General features: G+C 46.0%; 14 protein-coding genes. 8 read left to right on the top strand and 6 right to left on the bottom strand.

What is annotated here, in order from left to right; genetic code table 11:
- Positions 1-8: 8 nt before the first annotated feature.
- Together tatA and hisIE are read right to left on the bottom strand one after the other, a co-directional pair.
- Positions 9-233, bottom strand: a complete 225-nt coding sequence (tatA, locus tag B0180_RS04490; RefSeq protein WP_049238127.1) for a Sec-independent protein translocase subunit TatA — start codon at positions 231-233, stop codon at positions 9-11.
- Between the two features lie 53 nt (positions 234-286).
- Positions 287-1075, bottom strand: coding sequence for a bifunctional phosphoribosyl-AMP cyclohydrolase/phosphoribosyl-ATP diphosphatase HisIE (gene hisIE / locus B0180_RS04485; RefSeq protein ID WP_078255845.1), 789 nt, complete (start codon positions 1073-1075; stop codon positions 287-289).
- Positions 1076-1391: 316 nt separating this feature from the next.
- On the opposite strand from hisIE, the gene rpmI reads away from it, so the two are divergent.
- Both rpmI and rplT read left to right on the top strand, forming a co-directional pair.
- Positions 1392-1586 carry a 50S ribosomal protein L35 gene (gene rpmI, locus B0180_RS04480; protein ID WP_049238129.1) on the top strand — a complete coding sequence of 65 codons (195 nt, stop codon included), beginning with the start codon at positions 1392-1394 and terminating at the stop codon, positions 1584-1586.
- A gap of 30 nt (positions 1587-1616) precedes the next feature.
- Positions 1617-1973 (top strand): 50S ribosomal protein L20, encoded by a 357-nt coding sequence (rplT, locus tag B0180_RS04475; RefSeq protein ID WP_049238130.1) that lies wholly within the window; start codon positions 1617-1619, stop codon positions 1971-1973.
- 155 nt (positions 1974-2128) lie between these two features.
- On the opposite strand, the gene B0180_RS04470 is transcribed toward rplT, so the two are convergent.
- Complete coding sequence (locus tag B0180_RS04470; protein ID WP_078255844.1) at positions 2129-3226, bottom strand: porin; 1098 nt, start codon at positions 3224-3226, stop codon at positions 2129-2131.
- A 388-nt stretch (positions 3227-3614) separates the two neighbouring features.
- Between B0180_RS04470 and pheS the strand changes: the two genes are divergently transcribed.
- From pheS to B0180_RS04445, 5 genes are all read left to right on the top strand, one after another.
- Positions 3615-4646, top strand: a complete 1032-nt coding sequence (gene pheS, locus B0180_RS04465; RefSeq protein ID WP_078255843.1) for a phenylalanine--tRNA ligase subunit alpha — start codon at positions 3615-3617, stop codon at positions 4644-4646.
- Positions 4647-4700: 54 nt separating this feature from the next.
- Positions 4701-7097: a phenylalanine--tRNA ligase subunit beta gene (gene pheT / locus B0180_RS04460; RefSeq protein WP_078255842.1), complete on the top strand. Its 2397-nt coding sequence runs from the start codon at positions 4701-4703 to the stop codon at positions 7095-7097.
- Positions 7098-7249: 152 nt separating this feature from the next.
- Positions 7250-7546 (top strand): integration host factor subunit alpha, encoded by a 297-nt coding sequence (locus tag B0180_RS04455; RefSeq protein ID WP_078255841.1) that lies wholly within the window; start codon positions 7250-7252, stop codon positions 7544-7546.
- Positions 7547-7758: 212 nt separating this feature from the next.
- On the top strand, positions 7759-8019 hold the full coding sequence (locus tag B0180_RS04450; protein ID WP_049238136.1) for a type B 50S ribosomal protein L31: 261 nt from the start codon (positions 7759-7761) through the stop codon (positions 8017-8019).
- Positions 8020-8352: 333 nt separating this feature from the next.
- Positions 8353-9312, top strand: a complete 960-nt coding sequence (locus tag B0180_RS04445) for a cell division protein ZipA C-terminal FtsZ-binding domain-containing protein (protein WP_078255840.1) — start codon at positions 8353-8355, stop codon at positions 9310-9312.
- A 42-nt stretch (positions 9313-9354) separates the two neighbouring features.
- On the opposite strand, the gene mutM is transcribed toward B0180_RS04445, so the two are convergent.
- Together mutM and B0180_RS04435 are read right to left on the bottom strand one after the other, a co-directional pair.
- Positions 9355-10260, bottom strand: a complete 906-nt coding sequence (gene mutM / locus B0180_RS04440) for a bifunctional DNA-formamidopyrimidine glycosylase/DNA-(apurinic or apyrimidinic site) lyase (RefSeq protein ID WP_078255839.1) — start codon at positions 10258-10260, stop codon at positions 9355-9357.
- A gap of 7 nt (positions 10261-10267) precedes the next feature.
- On the bottom strand, positions 10268-12634 hold the full coding sequence (locus tag B0180_RS04435) for a RelA/SpoT family protein (RefSeq protein WP_078255838.1): 2367 nt from the start codon (positions 12632-12634) through the stop codon (positions 10268-10270).
- 683 nt (positions 12635-13317) lie between these two features.
- Here B0180_RS04435 and B0180_RS04425 point away from each other — a divergent pair.
- Complete coding sequence (locus B0180_RS04425) at positions 13318-15135, top strand: DEAD/DEAH box helicase (RefSeq protein WP_078255837.1); 1818 nt, start codon at positions 13318-13320, stop codon at positions 15133-15135.
- A gap of 52 nt (positions 15136-15187) precedes the next feature.
- Here B0180_RS04425 and rlmD read toward each other — a convergent pair whose 3' ends face one another.
- On the bottom strand, positions 15188-16678 hold the full coding sequence (rlmD, locus tag B0180_RS04420; protein ID WP_078255836.1) for a 23S rRNA (uracil(1939)-C(5))-methyltransferase RlmD: 1491 nt from the start codon (positions 16676-16678) through the stop codon (positions 15188-15190).
- Positions 16679-16699 lie beyond the last annotated feature (21 nt).

The following is a 16699-nucleotide window of genomic DNA, read 5'->3' as shown; positions in this document are numbered from 1 at the left end:
AGTAAAACTTAGCTATTGTCTTTGGTTTTTTCGACTTTGACTTCTTCGGCAATAATGACTTTTTCATCATTATTATTAGCAATTTTTGGCTTGTCTTCTTCTTTGACGGCATCTTTAAAGCCCTTAACCGCACCGCCCAAATCTTTACCAGCATTTTTTAATTTGCTGGTGCCAAAGACAATGACCACCACCACAAGCAAAATCAGCCAATGTGTGATAGAAAGTGAACCCATAAACTACCCCTTAATCGTCGTTAAATTAGTAAGCCAAGCTTAAATATTAAGCGCTATTTTGTACGGCTATTTTTTTCGTCAATGCCTGAAACGCCGAAACGGCGCGCCAGCTCATTGATGACATCTTGAGCAGACAGCCCTAATGCTGATAATGCCACCATTTGATGGAACCAAGTATCTGCCACTTCATAGACCAAGTCATGCGCCATCTCATCGCAGTTTTCATCAGCGTTTTTGGCACGCTCAAGCTCTTTGGCGGCGATGATGCTCTCAACTGCTTCTTCGCCCACTTTTTCTAGGATTTTATTTAATCCTTTGTGATATAAGCTTGCCACATACGAGCTGTGTTTATCGGCGGATTTACGCTCATCTAATATCGCATCAAGACTTGCTAGGACATCAGATGACGACTGATGTGTCACAGGTGTACTTTCAGCATCAGTGGCTGTCGGCTGATTTTCCCCATAAATTTGACTGGGATCTTTGATGACATCACTGATGATTTGCCATTCACCTTGATCATCAAGCTGTTTAAAAAAACACGACTCGCGCCCTGTATGGCAAGCAATACCGCCGATTTGAGTGATGGACAAAATGATCACATCACTGTCACAATCGGTAAAAATGCCATGAACAATCTGCGTATGACCTGAAGTTTCGCCTTTATGCCAAAGCTTGCCGCGCGAACGCGAAAAGTACACCGCTTCTTTGGTCTCATAAGTGAGCTTGAGCGCTTCTTTATTTTGCCAAGCCACCATCATCACGCGCCCTGTTTCTCGGTCTTGCGCGATGGCAGGAATGAGTCCGTCATCATTGAATTTTAGGGTTTCAAGCCAGTTCATATCAGTTTATGCCAAGGTTTAAGTATGACGGCGTTAAAATTGGTCACCAAAATTATGACAAATCTTACGCCAAAAATGTGTCAATCTAATGACGAATGAGCTTCGGCACAATAAAATCAGTATTTTATGGACACTTCGGTTCGTACATTGAGATAATAGTGCTATTGTAACGCTTGCTAAGAGCTAAGTAAAGGCAAAGGGTGCTTGTTTTGGCAAGTTTAATCTGCTATAATTTGCGTCCCACCTTCCGTCAGTGTCCGTATGGCATTAGGCAAAAAGGTTCATTGTTGGGATACCAACTTTAATTTAAGAGGTTATTATGAAACTTAAAACCAAACGTGGTGCCGCGAAGCGTTTCAAAAAAACTGCCAATGGCTTCAAGCGTAAGCAAGCATTCAAGCGTCACATTTTGACCAAAAAATCTCCAAAGCGTATCCGTCAATTGCGTGGTTGCGTTATGGTTCATGCATCAGACGTGGCTGCAATCCGTCGTATGTGCCCATACATCTAATCAACTTTTCGGATATTTTAGGAGAATAACATGGCTCGTGTAAAACGTGGTGTACAAGCAAATCGCCGTCATAAAAAAGTTCTAGCTCGTGCAAAAGGCTACTATGGTGCACGCTCTCGTGTGTATCGTGTTGCAGTACAAGCTGTTATGAAAGCTGGTCAATATGCTTATCGTGACCGCCGTAACAAAAAGCGCTCTTTCCGCCGTCTGTGGATTGCTCGTATCAATGCTGGTGCTCGTCTAAATGGTCTAAGCTACAGCCGTCTGATCAATGGCCTTAAAAAGGCAAACATTGAAATCGACCGCCGTATCTTGGCTGACATCGCAATGCATGATGCAGCTGCTTTCACTGCAATCGCAGAAAAAGCAAAGGCTGCTTTGGCATAAGCTGATGAGTCAGTTTAATGACTAAACCAAAACCGTAATACGCACTGTGTATTACGGTTTTTTATTTATCCGTTTTAAGATAAAAAATGATTAAGATAAAAAAAGGCTTGCCAATCAGCAAGCCGTTTTATTAAAAGCTTATTAAACGTTAAAGTTTAAAAGTCGTAACGAAGCCCAGTTTCTACAGAAAAAGCATCTTTATCGATACGAACCAATTCGTTGGCATCACTGTGTTTAAAGCTGGTTTCGTCATTATAAGATACTGTGCCAAAGGCGCGCACACGTGCTCCATCACGTTTTAGCCACTTGATCAGACCTAAGCTTGCTGTTGTGCGCTCACCGTCTTTCCAGCCTTTGTAGTTATCGGCATAGCCAGCTTGAGCATAGACATCAGTCATGCCGTCAATGTTGTAGTAGCCAGTCACCAAAGCGCCCAATTCTTTATCGCCACTGTTATAATCAACTTGCTGAGCCATCACACCGACTCTTAAGTCATCCGTTGCCTTTGCCCAAATCATCGCACGAAGTGAGTTAAAATCGCCTGCATAAGTATAAGCAATACCTGCATCAAACTTATCATCATTATGCAGGATATGACCTGAGATCAGATCGCGTTTTTGAGTGGTCGGCTTGCCCTGATCATTAAAGACAGTAAAGCTGCCGCCATGATTATTTACGCCAGTCATCACATCGGTGCTATCTTCATCCATGGCATAATGCAATTTAATTTGCGTTTTGTCATTGATTTTTGGTGAGATGTATTGAATGGTATTGTTGGTGCGCTGACCATAGTAGCTGTAGGGTACCGATGCACCTGATGCATATAGATAGCCGCTGTCAACATAGTCGATATCATCGTCAGGGGTGTATAAGCGACCGATACGAACCGATCCATAGTCTTTATGTTTTAAGCCAAGATAGGTGTTGCGTGAAGTAAAATTGTTATCGCCACCATCATTATCCAAAAAGATTGAATACTCAAGCCAATATTCCAAATCCACATCATTTGTCAATGGCTCGCTGCCAGTAAACCGAATACGAGAGCCGCCAGAGTTTAGCGTCGTGCGATCACTGTTGGTTTTGGTTGCAGCGCCTGTTACGGTATTGGTTTCTGTGGTATCTGCATCTTCATATAAGACGCTTGTGTACAGACGACCTGAAATTTTAGGATCGGCAAATGCGGTTGAGGATAGCGCTGTTAGGGTGAGTAAAGTTGCAGCTTTCACAGCAGTCGCTAAAACTGACTTCTTCATAAAGACTTCTTCCTTTTGGTTGAGATTCCATAGAAACATCATGCCTGCCGAAAGGTAGTATGATGAATACGCTATATCATTATGCAGTTATGTAATACATGTCATAAGCGGAAGGTAAATATACACAATTTATTAACATCTGGCAACATTTTTTCAAAAATTTTATAGTTATTGGCAAGAAAGTCATCAAATTGTCATGTATTTTTGGGTATATTTATCAGATTTTTATTTAAAAATAGCCATGAGCTTGATACCGATAAACAATGAAGATCGCAAAATATTTGGGGCAGTGGTATGAATAATCTGAATCGCTTGTTTACATTTTTGGGTGAATTATTTACAATGAGTCCCTTATATTCTTAGCAAATTAAAGAAAGTTGCGCTTTTTATGACGACCACCATACCCACTTTAGATCAGCCTTTGGCAACGCTTGGCGAACAGGATTTTTTGGCATTTGCAGACAGTGCGATTGCAGTGATTGAGACGGCAGCCGATGAACGTGCACTTCAAGAATTGCGCGTTAGCTTAAGCGGCAAAAAATCAGCCTTGACCGCGCTTTCAAAGCAGATGGGCGCACTTGATGCTGACGCCAAAAAACAATACGGTGCGTATCTACATGAACTGCGCACGCGTATCAACCAAGCCTTAGATGCCAAGGCGCAACAGCTTGCTGCAGCTGCACTCAATGCCAAGCTTGCCAGCGAGCAAATTGACATCAGTCTACCTGCGCGCGGTATTTTGCCAGGGGGCTTGCATCCGATTACCCAAACCACTGAGCGTATGAAGCAGTTTTTTGTTCAAGCTGGCTTTAGCGTCGCGACAGGTCCAGAGGTTGAGAGTGATTATTATAATTTTGAAGCGCTCAACATTCCAAGCCATCACCCTGCGCGTGCGATGCATGATACATTTTATTTTGATGCACATTATTTGCTGCGTACGCATACTTCAAGTGTGCAAATTCGTACGATGGAGAAGACCGAGCCACCGATTCGCATCATTTGTCCAGGTCGTGTGTATCGCTGCGACTCAGATCAAACGCATTCGCCGATGTTTCATCAAATGGAAGGTTTGATGATCTCAAAGTCAAGCAATTTTGCAGAGCTCAAAGGGCTAATCCATGAATTTTTGGATGCTTTTTTTGGTAAGAAAATGACGGTTCGCTTTCGTCCGTCGTTTTTCCCATTCACTGAGCCGTCTGCGGAGGTGGATATTTTGTCTGACAGCGGTAAATGGCTAGAGGTATTAGGCTGCGGCATGGTGCATCCACAGGTGCTCAAAAACTGCGGCATTAATCCTGATGAATACACTGGTTTTGCTTTTGGTATGGGTGTCGAACGCTTTGCCATGCTGTATTACGGTATTGATGATTTACGCCTATTTTTCCAGAATGATTTGCGTTTTTTAAAGCAATTTAGTTAATATTGTTTAACGTATTATTATTTAATTTTGATGAATTTATTACAGAGATAGCAAATGAAAATCAGTGAAAATTGGCTAAGACAGTGGGCAAATCCAAGTGTCGACAGTGAGACACTTGGCGAGCAGCTGACCATGGCAGGGCTTGAGCTAGATGGTGTTGAGACCGTCGCGCCGCCATTTAGTGGCGTGGTGACAGGCGTGGTGACTGAGTGTGAGCAGCATCCAGATGCCGATCGCTTACGCGTGACGAAGGTTGATATCGGCAGTGGCGAGCAGCTGCAAATCGTCTGCGGCGCGCCCAATGTGCGTGTTGGGCTCAAAGTTGCCGTAGCGACTGTCGGTGCGGTGCTACCTAGTGAGGATGATAAGGGCTTTAAAATCAAAAAAGGCAAGCTGCGTGGTGTTGAATCACAAGGCATGCTGTGCGGCGCTTCGGAGCTGGGACTTGAAGATAAAATCGATGGCTTACTAGAGCTTGACGATGACGCGCCGATTGGTATGGATGTGCGTGATTATTTGAACTTAGATGCTAAGATTTTTGAGATCGCCATTACGCCTAACCGCGGTGATTGCTTAAGCGTATTGGGTTTGGCGCGTGAGATCGCTGCCATCAATCAGATGCCGCTAGATCGTCCCGCCATCCAAGCTGCCGATGCGGTCACTGATACCGCTCCGAGCGTACGCGTTTTGGATACCCACGCTTGCCCTAGGTATTTGGCGCAGCGCATTGATGACATTGACCGCAGCCAGCCGACGCCTCAGTGGATGACCGATGCGTTAGTGGCATCTGGTGTGCGCAGTCATAATTTTTTGGTGGATGTGACCAACTTTGTATTACTTGAGCTGGGTCAGCCGCTACATGCGTTCGATGCTGATAAAATTCAAGGCGATATCATCGTGCGTCTGGCACACTCTGGCGAGACGGTTGAATTATTAAACGACCAAGTCATCACCCTCAGTGGGGATGAGTTGGTGATCGCAGATGATGCTGGTGTGTTGGCATTGGCAGGCATCATGGGCGGGGCGCGCTCAGCGGTGAGTGATGAGACAACCAGTATTGTACTGGAAAGCGCACATTTTGATCAGCTCACCATCGCAGGACGCGCACGCCGTTTTGGTATGCATACGGACGCTTCTCAGCGATTTGAGCGCGGCGTAGATTTTGAGCTACCAAAGCTTGCCATGGATCGCGCCGTAAGCTTGATTGTTTCGGTCGCAGGCGGCAAGGTCAGTCAACTTACCACTGTCGAACATCCAGACGCGCTGCCTGTCAGACACAAGATCACTGTCCCTGTGGATAAGGTTTCAAAGCTTTTGGGTGTAAGCATCGCACCCGAGCAGATGGCAGAGATGCTTAATCGTCTTGAGATTGCCACCACGGTGGAACAAGACAGTTTGGTGTGTCAGGTGCCTAGCCACCGGTTTGATTTGACGATTTATCAAGATATCGTTGAAGAGATTGCTCGCATGTACGGCTATGCCAATATTTCTGCTGCCTTGCCAGAGCTTTCTGTAGATATGCGCTATGATGATACGGCGGATTTGATTCATCTGGTCAAGCTGTCCTTGGCAAATGCAGGCTACTATGAGGCGGTGAGCTTTAGCTTTAGTGATGCCAAAATCGAGGCGCTTTTTGATGACGAAAGTCTTGGCGCGGTACTACCACTTGCCAACCCGATCTCAAGTGAGCTTGCGGTGATGCGCCGCACTTTGATGTCTAGTCTTTTGCCGATTGTCAGCCATAACCTTAACCGTCAGCAGTCGCGTGTCCGTCTGTTTGAAACTGGCTTAAGTTTCGTTGGTGGTGATGTTGAGCATTTGGTTCAGACACCAAGCCTTGCTATTGTTGCGACAGGCGATCTGACCGCTGAACAAAGTCATGGCGCGCGCCCGATGGATTTTTATGATCTAAAGCGCGACATTGAAAGCCTGCTACCAAGCACTTTGGATAAAACCAAAGTGACCTATGAGCGTACCGCTTTGACTTTCTTGCACCCAGGTCAAAGCGCCCATCTGATGATTGACGGCGAAGATTTGGGATGGTTTGGTCAGCTGCACCCTAGCATCTGTAAGGCTTTGGACTTGCCAACGGTGTGGGCTGCTCAAATGGATTTGGATAAGTTAATTGCGCTCAGCCGTCGATCTAACGCCATCACAGCGCCTAGCAAATTCCCATCGGTTCGCCGAGATTTGGCGGTGTTGGTGGATCAGGATGTCGCTTGGCAAACGCTTGAAAAAGACATTCATAAAGCAGTGGGCAAATATTTGCAAGATGTTTGGCTGTTTGATGTCTATGTCGGCGACAAACTGCCCGAAGGCAAAAAATCGCTTGCTTTTGCGATGGTTTTTCAGGATCAAAATGCCACACTTGAAGATGAGCAAATCAAAGCAGCAGTTGATAAGGTGATCCAAAATCTGGCAGATAAACACGCTGCCCATTTGCGCGACTAACCTAAAAAAACCGCCATAATGATGACTTATGGCGGTTTTTGAGTTTTAACACAAATTAATTTGCATTAAGTATATCATCAAGTGTAAAATAATAAATCTGCTGTAAAATGATAAAGTATTTTCGGTAGCTGATTGATAAATAAGGATAAATCATGAGTGCACTGACAAAGGCGGATATGGTTGATGAATTGACCATTCGACTGCGATTGACGCGCCAGCAGTCAAGAAAATTGGTCGATGGCTTTTTTGAGGAAATCAGTCAGAGTCTTGCCCAAGGACATGAGGTCAAATTGTCAGGTTTTGGCAATTTTGAGTTAAAAGATAAAAAATCCCGCCCTGGTCGCAACCCAAAAACTGGCGAAAGCATCCCTGTTGAGGCGCGCCGAGTTGTCACCTTTAAAGCCGGTCAGAAGCTGCGTGGTTGGATAGATAGCCAAAATGAAGGCTGATCAGCTTGGATTTTTTTCATCGATCTGACTTGAAAGCCTAATCGCTTTTTGTTAGAATACCTGCTTTATTTTCCCACTTAAGTTGGCTAATAACATAGAACAGCATGGTGCGCGATGCCAAAGTTGGTTGGTGATGGCGTGGCTATGTTCCATCGTGTGAGTGTGATCAGCGATGCTTATTAGTGCTTAGGTTTATTGGATAGAGAGTTATCATGCGTAAAGACATTCACCCAGATTACCGCGAAGTATTGTTCCACGACACCAATGCTGATGTGTACTTTTTGACTCGCTCAACTGTTGCAACCAAAACAACTCGTGAATACGAAGGTCAAGAATACCCATATTTCCCACTAGATATTTCTAGTGCTTCTCACCCATTCTACACAGGTGAGCAACGTAAAACAGCTAACGAAGGTCGCGTGGCAAGCTTCAACAAGCGTTTCGGCGCATTTGCAAGCCGTGGCAAAAAATAAGCCTTTGTCAGCTATTGCTAAAAATCGCTCTTATTGGGCGATTTTTTTTATGTCTAAACTAAGGCGAATTGAGATGAGGCTGGGTAGATAGTCTATATTTATGAAAATATATGCAGGTGCCTAAGCGTTAAATTGTAACAAATTTCTAGGATTATTCACGCAAAGGATGACGAAATAGTGTAAGTCTGCTAAACTAACATAAAATACCCAGATTGCGCTTGTTTTGTGTCAACTTTAGGGATGTTTTTCTGTAGTTTTTGAATGGTTTTTCGATTTTGTACAATTTTTGCCCATCAAGTGGAATGAGATGGCTGGGAATGATTTGGGGTAGCTATGCAGTGGAGTGGTCTTTGGTTAATTTTGGCGCTGATCGTGGTGATTCTTGGCGTATTTTTTGTGATGCGCAATTTGCGCCGCAACAATTTGGCGCTAGAGTCTGAAGATTTGGGTGTCAAAACCAAATATGGACTGCCGATTATTCCAAGGGATGAAAGGGTAATACCGCCCAGGGTGGAGCATCTAGATACAGGCGCAGAGGAAGATGCGTTATCTAGCATGGCTGCCGCTGTGGCTGCTGCGCCTGTGATGACACAAACACCGCAAGCAGAAGCTGCATATCAGCCTGTGAAAGAAGATGATAAGCAGGATCAGGCAGATGAGGCGCAGAGTGACTATACACAAGATCAAAACAGCACAAGCATCAATAATCCAAGTGATAATCCGTCGTACGATGAAGCCTGGCAAGATCATGGTGATGAAAGCCATGATACCGAGTATGTGGTTGATATGACATTCGATAAGCACTCAGCTGTGCTTGATGAGCATTTGGACGAACGCCGAGCTTTTGATCAAAATAACGACCCTTTGCTTCATGCAACAGAAACGGTGAGTATTACCATCATGCCGCGTAACTCGTTTGCTGGCTTACCAGGTCGTACGGTGCTTGATATTGTGCGCACCTATGGCATGAAATATGGGGTGATGAATCTGTTTCATCGCTACGAAAATGAAGATGGTACTGGTGATTTATGGTTTAGCATGATGGGTGTTGGGCATGAAGGCGTTTGTGCTTTTGATCTCAATAGCTTACCAGAATCGCATTTTATGGGATTGACAGTATTTTTGGCACTACCGCATCCGCATGCACTGCGCGGATTTGACAGCATGGTTTCGGTGGCGCATATGATTGCTCAGGATCTGTCAGCAGATATGCTTGATGAGCAGGGTAATTTGTTTGATGATACTTATTTTGCTAAGCTTCGTTCGGTGGTCGCAGAGTATAACGCCAACTGATGACTTATCCAAAATAGCCCAATACGGGCTATTTTTTAAAACTTAATTTTGATCACGGTTTGGGTGAGTGTGATAAGGTTGGCAGTTTGGACAATAGACGCTTGCCCGACCGCTGATCTTGACATTCTCAAGGGGGTTATTACAGGTGGTACATGATTCTCCCTGCCTGCCATAGACCAGTAAAGTCTGCTGAAAATAGCCAGTCTTACCACCGCCAACAGTAAAATCTCGAAGGGTTGAGCCCCCTTGGGTGATGGCACGCGCCAATATTTGTTTGATGTGATGGGTCAGCAGCTTAAGCTTGTCTTCATCAACCAAATAAGCAGGCGTAAGCGGATGTATGCCTGATAAAAATAAACTTTCAGCTGCATAGATATTCCCCACGCCAACCACAACTGACTGATCCATAATCAGGGATTTGATGGGCTTATTTAAGGGCTTTTTATGGGATTTGGGTCGCATGATGTGCCCAATCAAATAGTCGGCATCAAAATCATCGCTCAAAGGCTCAGGTCCTAAGTGCGCCAAAAATCGCGCTTGGGTATCTGGCTGATCGATATAATCATCATTAACCACCCAAAGAATCATCCCAAAGCGTCTGGGATCGTGATAATGCAAGGTAATGATTTGACCATGAGAATTGGCAAAATCAATCAAGACATGGTCGTGCTTACGAGGTGGCTCATCGATGTGCTGCTGTAGGCTGCCCGACATGCCCAGATGAATCAGTAAGGTTTTTTGGCGATTGTCATGGGCGTGATAAAACTCTAACAGCAAATATTTAGCGCGCCGATGTATTTTAGTTAATACAAAGCCGACCAAACTGTCCAAATCTTTGGCAATGTCATAGCGCAGGCGCGGATGTCTCACCTGAACGCGCGTGACAGTTTGACCGATCAATGGCTTTAGGCTTAATTTTGTCGTCTCAACTTCGGGTAACTCTGGCATGATGCTCCTAAGCGGTTGCGCGGCGAGCATGGAGCACGCCTGGCTGCTGCTCAATTTTATTGAGTAAGCGCGATAAATGTGCAATGCCCGCCACTTCAACATAAAACTTCATATGACTGATCGCGCCATCGTTAAAGAGAGTTTCGGCACGGTGAATGTTCACCTTCTCACGATCAATCACATGCACCAAATCACGCAGCAGCCCGTTGGTATTTTGGGCTTCGACATGGATGACCACAGGCTGATAGCGACCAAAGCTTTCTTGCCAGCGTGCGATCACGGAGCGCTCCGGCTCACGCTCAATCAGGCGTAGATACTCAGGGCAGCCTTCATTGTGAATGCTGACGCCGCTTGATAAGGTGATGAATCCTGCAATCGGCTCGCCATGCACAGGGTTACAGCACCTTGCCAGATGCATCTCAACATTATCAAAGCCCTCAAGCTCAATCTTGTATTTATTAGGGCGAATTGGGTTTTTGATTTCAATTTCGGCTTCATCAGGTACTGGGGCGGTCAAATTGAGCTTTTGGGCGACCAAATTGCTGATTTGAGTGACGGTAATATCGCCAATGACCAGTGCCACATACAGATCGTCTTCAGTTTTGACATTCAGATCAGTGAAGTATTCTGACAAGCTGACTTGGTTGGGTGAAATTGATAAACGATCAAATTCTTTGAGCAATAACGCCTTGCCTGTCTCGATGTTTTTATCGCGATCTTGCTTATTGAACCACTGGCGCAGCTTGGATTTGGCGCGTGCGGTATGGATATACCCAAGCGACGGCATCAACCAATCGCGATTTGGTTCACGATTGGATTTGGTGATGATTTCAATTTGATCGCCTGTTTTTGGCTGATGAGTCAGTGGCACATAGCGGCCATTGACTCGCGCACCCTGAGCACGGTTACCCACTTCAGTATGCACATAATACGCAAAATCGAGCACCGTTGCGCCTTTTGGCAGCTCGGTGATGTCACCATCACGGCTAAACACATAAATGCGCTCGGCATTATCGATATCTAGCTCGACATCTTCTTCGCTGTCTGTTTTTTCATTGCCCAAAAGCTGACGTAGCGAGCTGATTTTTTGGGTGAGATAATCATCCTTTTTGGCTTTGAGACCTTCTTTATAATTGACATGCGATGCCTTGCCAAGCTCCGCCTCAAAGTGCATATCAAAGGTGCGAATCTGAACCTCAAGCGTGCGCTGCTCGGCGATGACTGCTGTATGCAGTGATTTATACCCATTTGGCTTGGGATTGGTGATGTAGTCATCAAATTGCTCAGGAATATGTCGCCACAAACCATGCACAATCCCTAGCGTATAGTAGCACTCGGCATTAGTATTGACCATCACACGCAAAGCACGAATGTCATAAAGCTGATCAAAAGAAAGATTCTTTGACTTCATCTTACGCCAAATGGAATAAATGTGCTTGACACGCCCTGATACTTCGCCTTGGATACCCGCACGCTCAAGCTCTTCGCTGAGCTTGGATTTGACCAGCTGAATATAAGCTTCGCGTTCGCTGCGTTTTTCGGCAAGCAGGCTTGCGATTTTCTTGTATTCATCAGGGGCAAGATAACGAAATGCCAAGTCCTCAAGCTCCCATTTGAGCTGAGCGATAGAGAGCCGATGCGCAAGCGGCGCATAAATGGTCATCACCTCTCTTGCGACCCGTTTTTGGCGATCAGGGGGCGCAAAGGACAGTTCGCGCATCGCAAAGGTGCGCTCAGCCAACTTGATGAGTACCGCACGCACATCATTGGTGGTGCTGATGAGCATGCTATAGATATTAGACAGCTGCTCTCTTTGATTGGATTCAAAATAATCTTCAAGTCTTTGATTGCTTTCAATACTTTCAGACAACCGACCCATGGCAAGCGCATCCATCACCAAATGGGCGATGTCCTCCCCAAAATTTGCCTGAATCGTCTGAATGCTGACCAGCTCACGGCGCGCCGCACGATAGAGCATGGCAGCAGCCAAGGCATTTTCATCTTGGAATAGATATGCCAAAATATCCGCCATGCCGATGCCAGTGATATAGGCGCCCGATCGGGTGACATGGGGCTTGTTGGCATGGATTTGTACAAACTGGCAGGCTTGGCGCAAGATGGGCAGATCTTCTTTGCCAATGCGGGCGGCAACATTACAAATCCAAGCCTCAATATCGATATCTGACACATTGATATCACAAGGATTGGTGGTGCCGCTACTGTGATCAACTGCGCTGATAAGCTTGTGATTGGCAAGCTGCGCCTTGAAATCCGGATGCAGCTGCTTGGCAACCAGACTTGCTGCCAAAGTTGCGCTGTCCATGCTGCTAGTGTTACCGCCCAATAAAGGCAGGCTGTCACGTATCTGAACCACGGCAAATCCTTGTAAATCTAAAAATCAAATAATTTCAATTACTTCTGGGTGTGTATTTTTATAAATCGTTGATGTATTAGGCTATTATCGCACCTTGCCATCAAATTTTAAAGAACAAAAGCGTAATTTTCAAACAAATCGTTATTCCAAAAAAGACGATCATGCTCTTAAAATGTCATAAAATCTCAACCGTCAAAAAGATCCACTCAGCCAACATCAAGATAAGCCGACCGCATCCATATCGACGCAAATCTACGGCTGTATATCATAAACGGGATATGTTGAATTTTGATGAAATAAAACGAGCATTTGCCCAAAATGTATGCTATACTCTCATCTTTCGTGAATCGTTCACACTCGCTATTTGATGACATCGCACCGATATTGATGCGGGATTTCCCGATCATTCTAGATTTTTATCAGTTTTTGATAAGTTCAATACAATCAGCTTTTGATTGATTATCTTAATTTACTGTCGCGATGATTTTGGCTTGTAAGACTTGGGGATCAGCCCTTTTTTGAGTAGTCAAGCAACAGCGACAAACCTGCCACCACATTCAAAATGCCATTGATAAGACCCAAGGCTTAAGCCCATCGGCTTGGCGACTTCGGCGGTCTGTGTTTTTTATTCAATAAACACAATTGCATTGGCTCATCAGTGGGGCATATCAGTTGAGATAATTATGACCGAATCAACCACCCAAACTGCCCAAACCACTGACGGCGCCACCGAAAATTTTGTGCTACAGTTCAGTGATTTGGGACTGAATAAACCCATCTTAAAAGCACTGGCAAGAAGTGGCTATACCACACCTACGCCCATCCAAGCCCAAGCCATTCCGCACGCTCTAAATGGTCGTGATTTGCTTTTGTCAGCTCAAACTGGCTCTGGCAAGACGGCGGCGTTTGTTTTGCCTGTTTTGGATAAAATGAGCCGCAAGCCAACCATCGAAAAGCATGTACAAGCGCTCATCTTAACGCCAACGCGTGAGCTGGCACTGCAAGTTCAAGACAGCGTTCGACGCTATGGTGATGGTATGCGCAATATGTTTAGCGTGCCTTTGGTAGGCGGCGCGCCTTATGGCGGTCAGCTGCGCGCCCTAAAAAAAGGCGTGCAAGTCATCATCGCAACGCCAGGTCGCTTGATTGACCACATGCGCGAAGGCCGCGTGGATTTATCAAAATTAGACATGCTGATTTTGGATGAAGCTGATCGTATGCTTGACATGGGATTTGCAGATGATATCAAAGAAATCCTGCAAAATACCCCTGAGACGCGCCAAACGGTGATGTCTTCGGCCACTTGGGATGGCGCGGTTGGCAAAATCGCCGAAAGCTTCACGGTCAATCCTGAAAAAGTCGCCATCAAGGTGGAGTCGGCGCACATCGATGAAAGCGTATATTATTGTGATGATTTTAACCACAAAAACAAAATCTTGCTTGAGGTATTAAATAACCCTGAAATTAAGCAAGCGGTGATTTTTGCGGCAACAAAAATGTCCACAGAAAAATTGGCAGCGCAACTTGTCGAAGCAGGTCATAAGGCACGCTATTTGCACGGTGATTTGCCACAAGGCAAGCGTAATCGCATCGTAAGCGACATGAAATCAGGCAAATGTGATCTGCTTGTCGCCACCGATGTTGCCGCGCGAGGCATTGATATTTCGGCGATCAGCCATGTGGTGAATTATGACTTACCACGTCAAGTTGAAGATTATGTACACCGTATTGGCCGCTGTGGCCGAGCAGGCCGCACTGGCGTGGCGGTGAACTTATGCAGTCTTGATGACAATCGTCAGCTTGAGCACATCAACCGCTATCTGAAGCGTCAGATGAGCGTTGCGACCATCGAAGGTCTAGAGCCGCGCCGTAATTTTGGTGCTCAATCACAAGAGCGTCGCCGTGGTCGTGGTAAGCCTCAAGGTCGTACGCGTCAAGAAGGACGACAAAACTTTGATCGCACTGACAATAAATTCGGTGGTCGCACTCGCCACGAACATCGCCATGAGCGCCCATTTGAGGGCAAGCGTGAGCGTTTCGAGGGTCGTAGTGAGCCGCGTCATGAGTCAAGAGCTGATCAATTTGACAACCGTAAAGGACGCTTTGAGGATCGTGAACGCAGCTTTGGTCGTCGCGAAAATCATGAAAATCGTGAGCGCCGCGACAGTCGTTTTGAGACTCGCTCTGATCGCCGTTTTGATAAAAATAGACAAGGTTATTATCAAGCTGATGGCATGAGCCGCCAAGACAAAGAAGATCGTCTGCGTCATTTTGACCGCCGCGACAACGATCGCCGCGATACTCGATTTGATAAGCCTGCCAAATTTGGCACACAAGCCGACTTTGATCGCCCAAGACGCAGCAAAGCCTTTGGTGATAAAGCCAAGCCAAATACAGGGTTTGATAAATTTGGTGGCAAATCTCGTCCAAAGGCGGTTGAAGAAGTGTTTTTTGCCAAGCGTCAAGACAAAAAAGCCAAGCGCAGATTTGGCGACTTTTAATCCTTAACTCTAAAAAACACCCTCAAAGATATCTTTGAGGGTGTTTTTTGGCTTAAGCGTCACTGCGCTCAAAGCGCGCGATACTCTCGACATGGCCTGTATGGCTAAACATGTCCATCACGCCAGCGTGTGTCAGCCGATAGCCGGCCTCTATGAGCGCTTTGGTATCTCGCGCTAGCGTGACAGGATTGCACGATACATAGACAATACGCTTGGCATTAAATTTGGGTAAGTATGCCATGACTTCCCAAGCACCCGAGCGCGGTGGATCGATCAACAGCGCATCAAAGCGATTATCACCCGTCGCCCACGGCTGATCGCTCAAATCTTGGGTCAAATCTTTGGCATAAAATTCGGTATGGGCGATGCCGTTGGCTGCCGCGTTCATTTTGGCGCGCTCGGTCATCTCTTGACTGCCCTCAACACCCACCACAAAGCCGCTTTCGCCAACTTGTCTTGCCAAAGCCAAACTAAAATTCCCCAAGCCGCAGAATAAATCCAGTACACGCTCGCCTTTTTGTAGATTTAAAAGCTTACTGGCCAAATCCATCATTTTTTGATTAACAGAAAGATTGACTTGCGTAAAATCCAAAGGTGAGAATTCATAAGTCAAATCAAAATTTGGCAAGTGATAAAACAAACCGCCTGTAGGTGGCACAGTCAGCGAAGTTGGGCGCGCGCCTTCGGTATCGATGCGATGCACGCTGTCCGCCCCTTTTGGCTGTAAGAACAGCTGCCAGTTACGAGCTGCAAAAAATTGGCGCAGCTTAGCCAAATCTTCATCATCAAGCTCGACCATATGACGCACGATGACCGCAACTGACTTGGCACTGTCAGGCACGTGCGACAGCGTCTGCCCCATCGCAACCTCAAGCTGTGGGATGCTGTCGCGTGCATTCAGACTGGTGATAAGCACTTTTAAATTTTCAATCTCAAAGCCGATACGCTCATCTAAGATATGGCACTCATGAAGCTCTGCCAAAAAATTGCTGGCGCGTTCGCGAAAGCCCACCAGTGCCGAGTCTTTTTTGGCGACATAGCGAACACCCATGCGCGCCTTAGTGCGATAGCCAAGACGGTCACCAACCAAAGGCTCAAGCCACTCATCAGGCTCTACGCCTGCTTGGTGTATGAGCAGCTCTTTGAGTACGGACTGCTTAAAGGCGATCTGCGCATCTGCTTGCCAGTGCTGCAGGCTGCATCCGCCACACACCCCAAAATGCGGGCAAGGCGGCGTTTGGCGCTGGGGGTGGGGATGAGTGATGACTTGTAAGGCATCGCCTTCTTCAAAATTCTTCTTAGAATTGGTCATCTTCACCAAGACAGTTTCGCCCGGCAAAGCAAAGCTGACAAAGACTTTTTTGCCTGCTTTATCGGGATTATGAGCGGTGTTATCGGCATCATACACCGCCACCCCGCGCCCATCGTGCGCTAAGTTTGTGATATGAAATTCTAGGGGCGGCGCATCCGCCAAACGCTTGCGCGCGCGAGCGGTGGGTTTGCCTTTTTTGCTGGGACTTGCGATGAGTGAATGCGCTGTCATATGAAAAATATGCCTGTCGTT

The sequence above is a fragment of the Moraxella canis genome (genome assembly GCF_002014965.1).
GTDB classification, from domain to species: Bacteria; Pseudomonadota; Gammaproteobacteria; order Pseudomonadales; family Moraxellaceae; genus Moraxella; species Moraxella canis.
The sequence above is the reverse complement of the archived record's forward strand: the minus strand, read 5'-3'. Positions and strand labels throughout refer to the sequence as shown.

Coding starts and splice junctions, on each gene's coding strand:
- tatA (WP_049238127.1), bottom strand. CDS start 233: ATGGGTTCACTTTCTATCACACATTGGCTGATTTTGCTTGTGGTGGTG.
- rplT (WP_049238130.1), top strand. CDS start 1,617: ATGGCTCGTGTAAAACGTGGTGTACAAGCAAATCGCCGTCATAAAAAA.
- hisIE (WP_078255845.1), bottom strand. CDS start 1,075: ATGAACTGGCTTGAAACCCTAAAATTCAATGATGACGGACTCATTCCT.
- rlmD (WP_078255836.1), bottom strand. CDS start 16,678: ATGACAGCGCATTCACTCATCGCAAGTCCCAGCAAAAAAGGCAAACCC.
- B0180_RS04445 (WP_078255840.1), top strand. CDS start 8,353: ATGCAGTGGAGTGGTCTTTGGTTAATTTTGGCGCTGATCGTGGTGATT.
- B0180_RS04450 (WP_049238136.1), top strand. CDS start 7,759: ATGCGTAAAGACATTCACCCAGATTACCGCGAAGTATTGTTCCACGAC.
- B0180_RS04455 (WP_078255841.1), top strand. CDS start 7,250: ATGAGTGCACTGACAAAGGCGGATATGGTTGATGAATTGACCATTCGA.
- B0180_RS04470 (WP_078255844.1), bottom strand. CDS start 3,226: ATGAAGAAGTCAGTTTTAGCGACTGCTGTGAAAGCTGCAACTTTACTC.
- pheT (WP_078255842.1), top strand. CDS start 4,701: ATGAAAATCAGTGAAAATTGGCTAAGACAGTGGGCAAATCCAAGTGTC.
- mutM (WP_078255839.1), bottom strand. CDS start 10,260: ATGCCAGAGTTACCCGAAGTTGAGACGACAAAATTAAGCCTAAAGCCA.
- pheS (WP_078255843.1), top strand. CDS start 3,615: ATGACGACCACCATACCCACTTTAGATCAGCCTTTGGCAACGCTTGGC.
- B0180_RS04425 (WP_078255837.1), top strand. CDS start 13,318: ATGACCGAATCAACCACCCAAACTGCCCAAACCACTGACGGCGCCACC.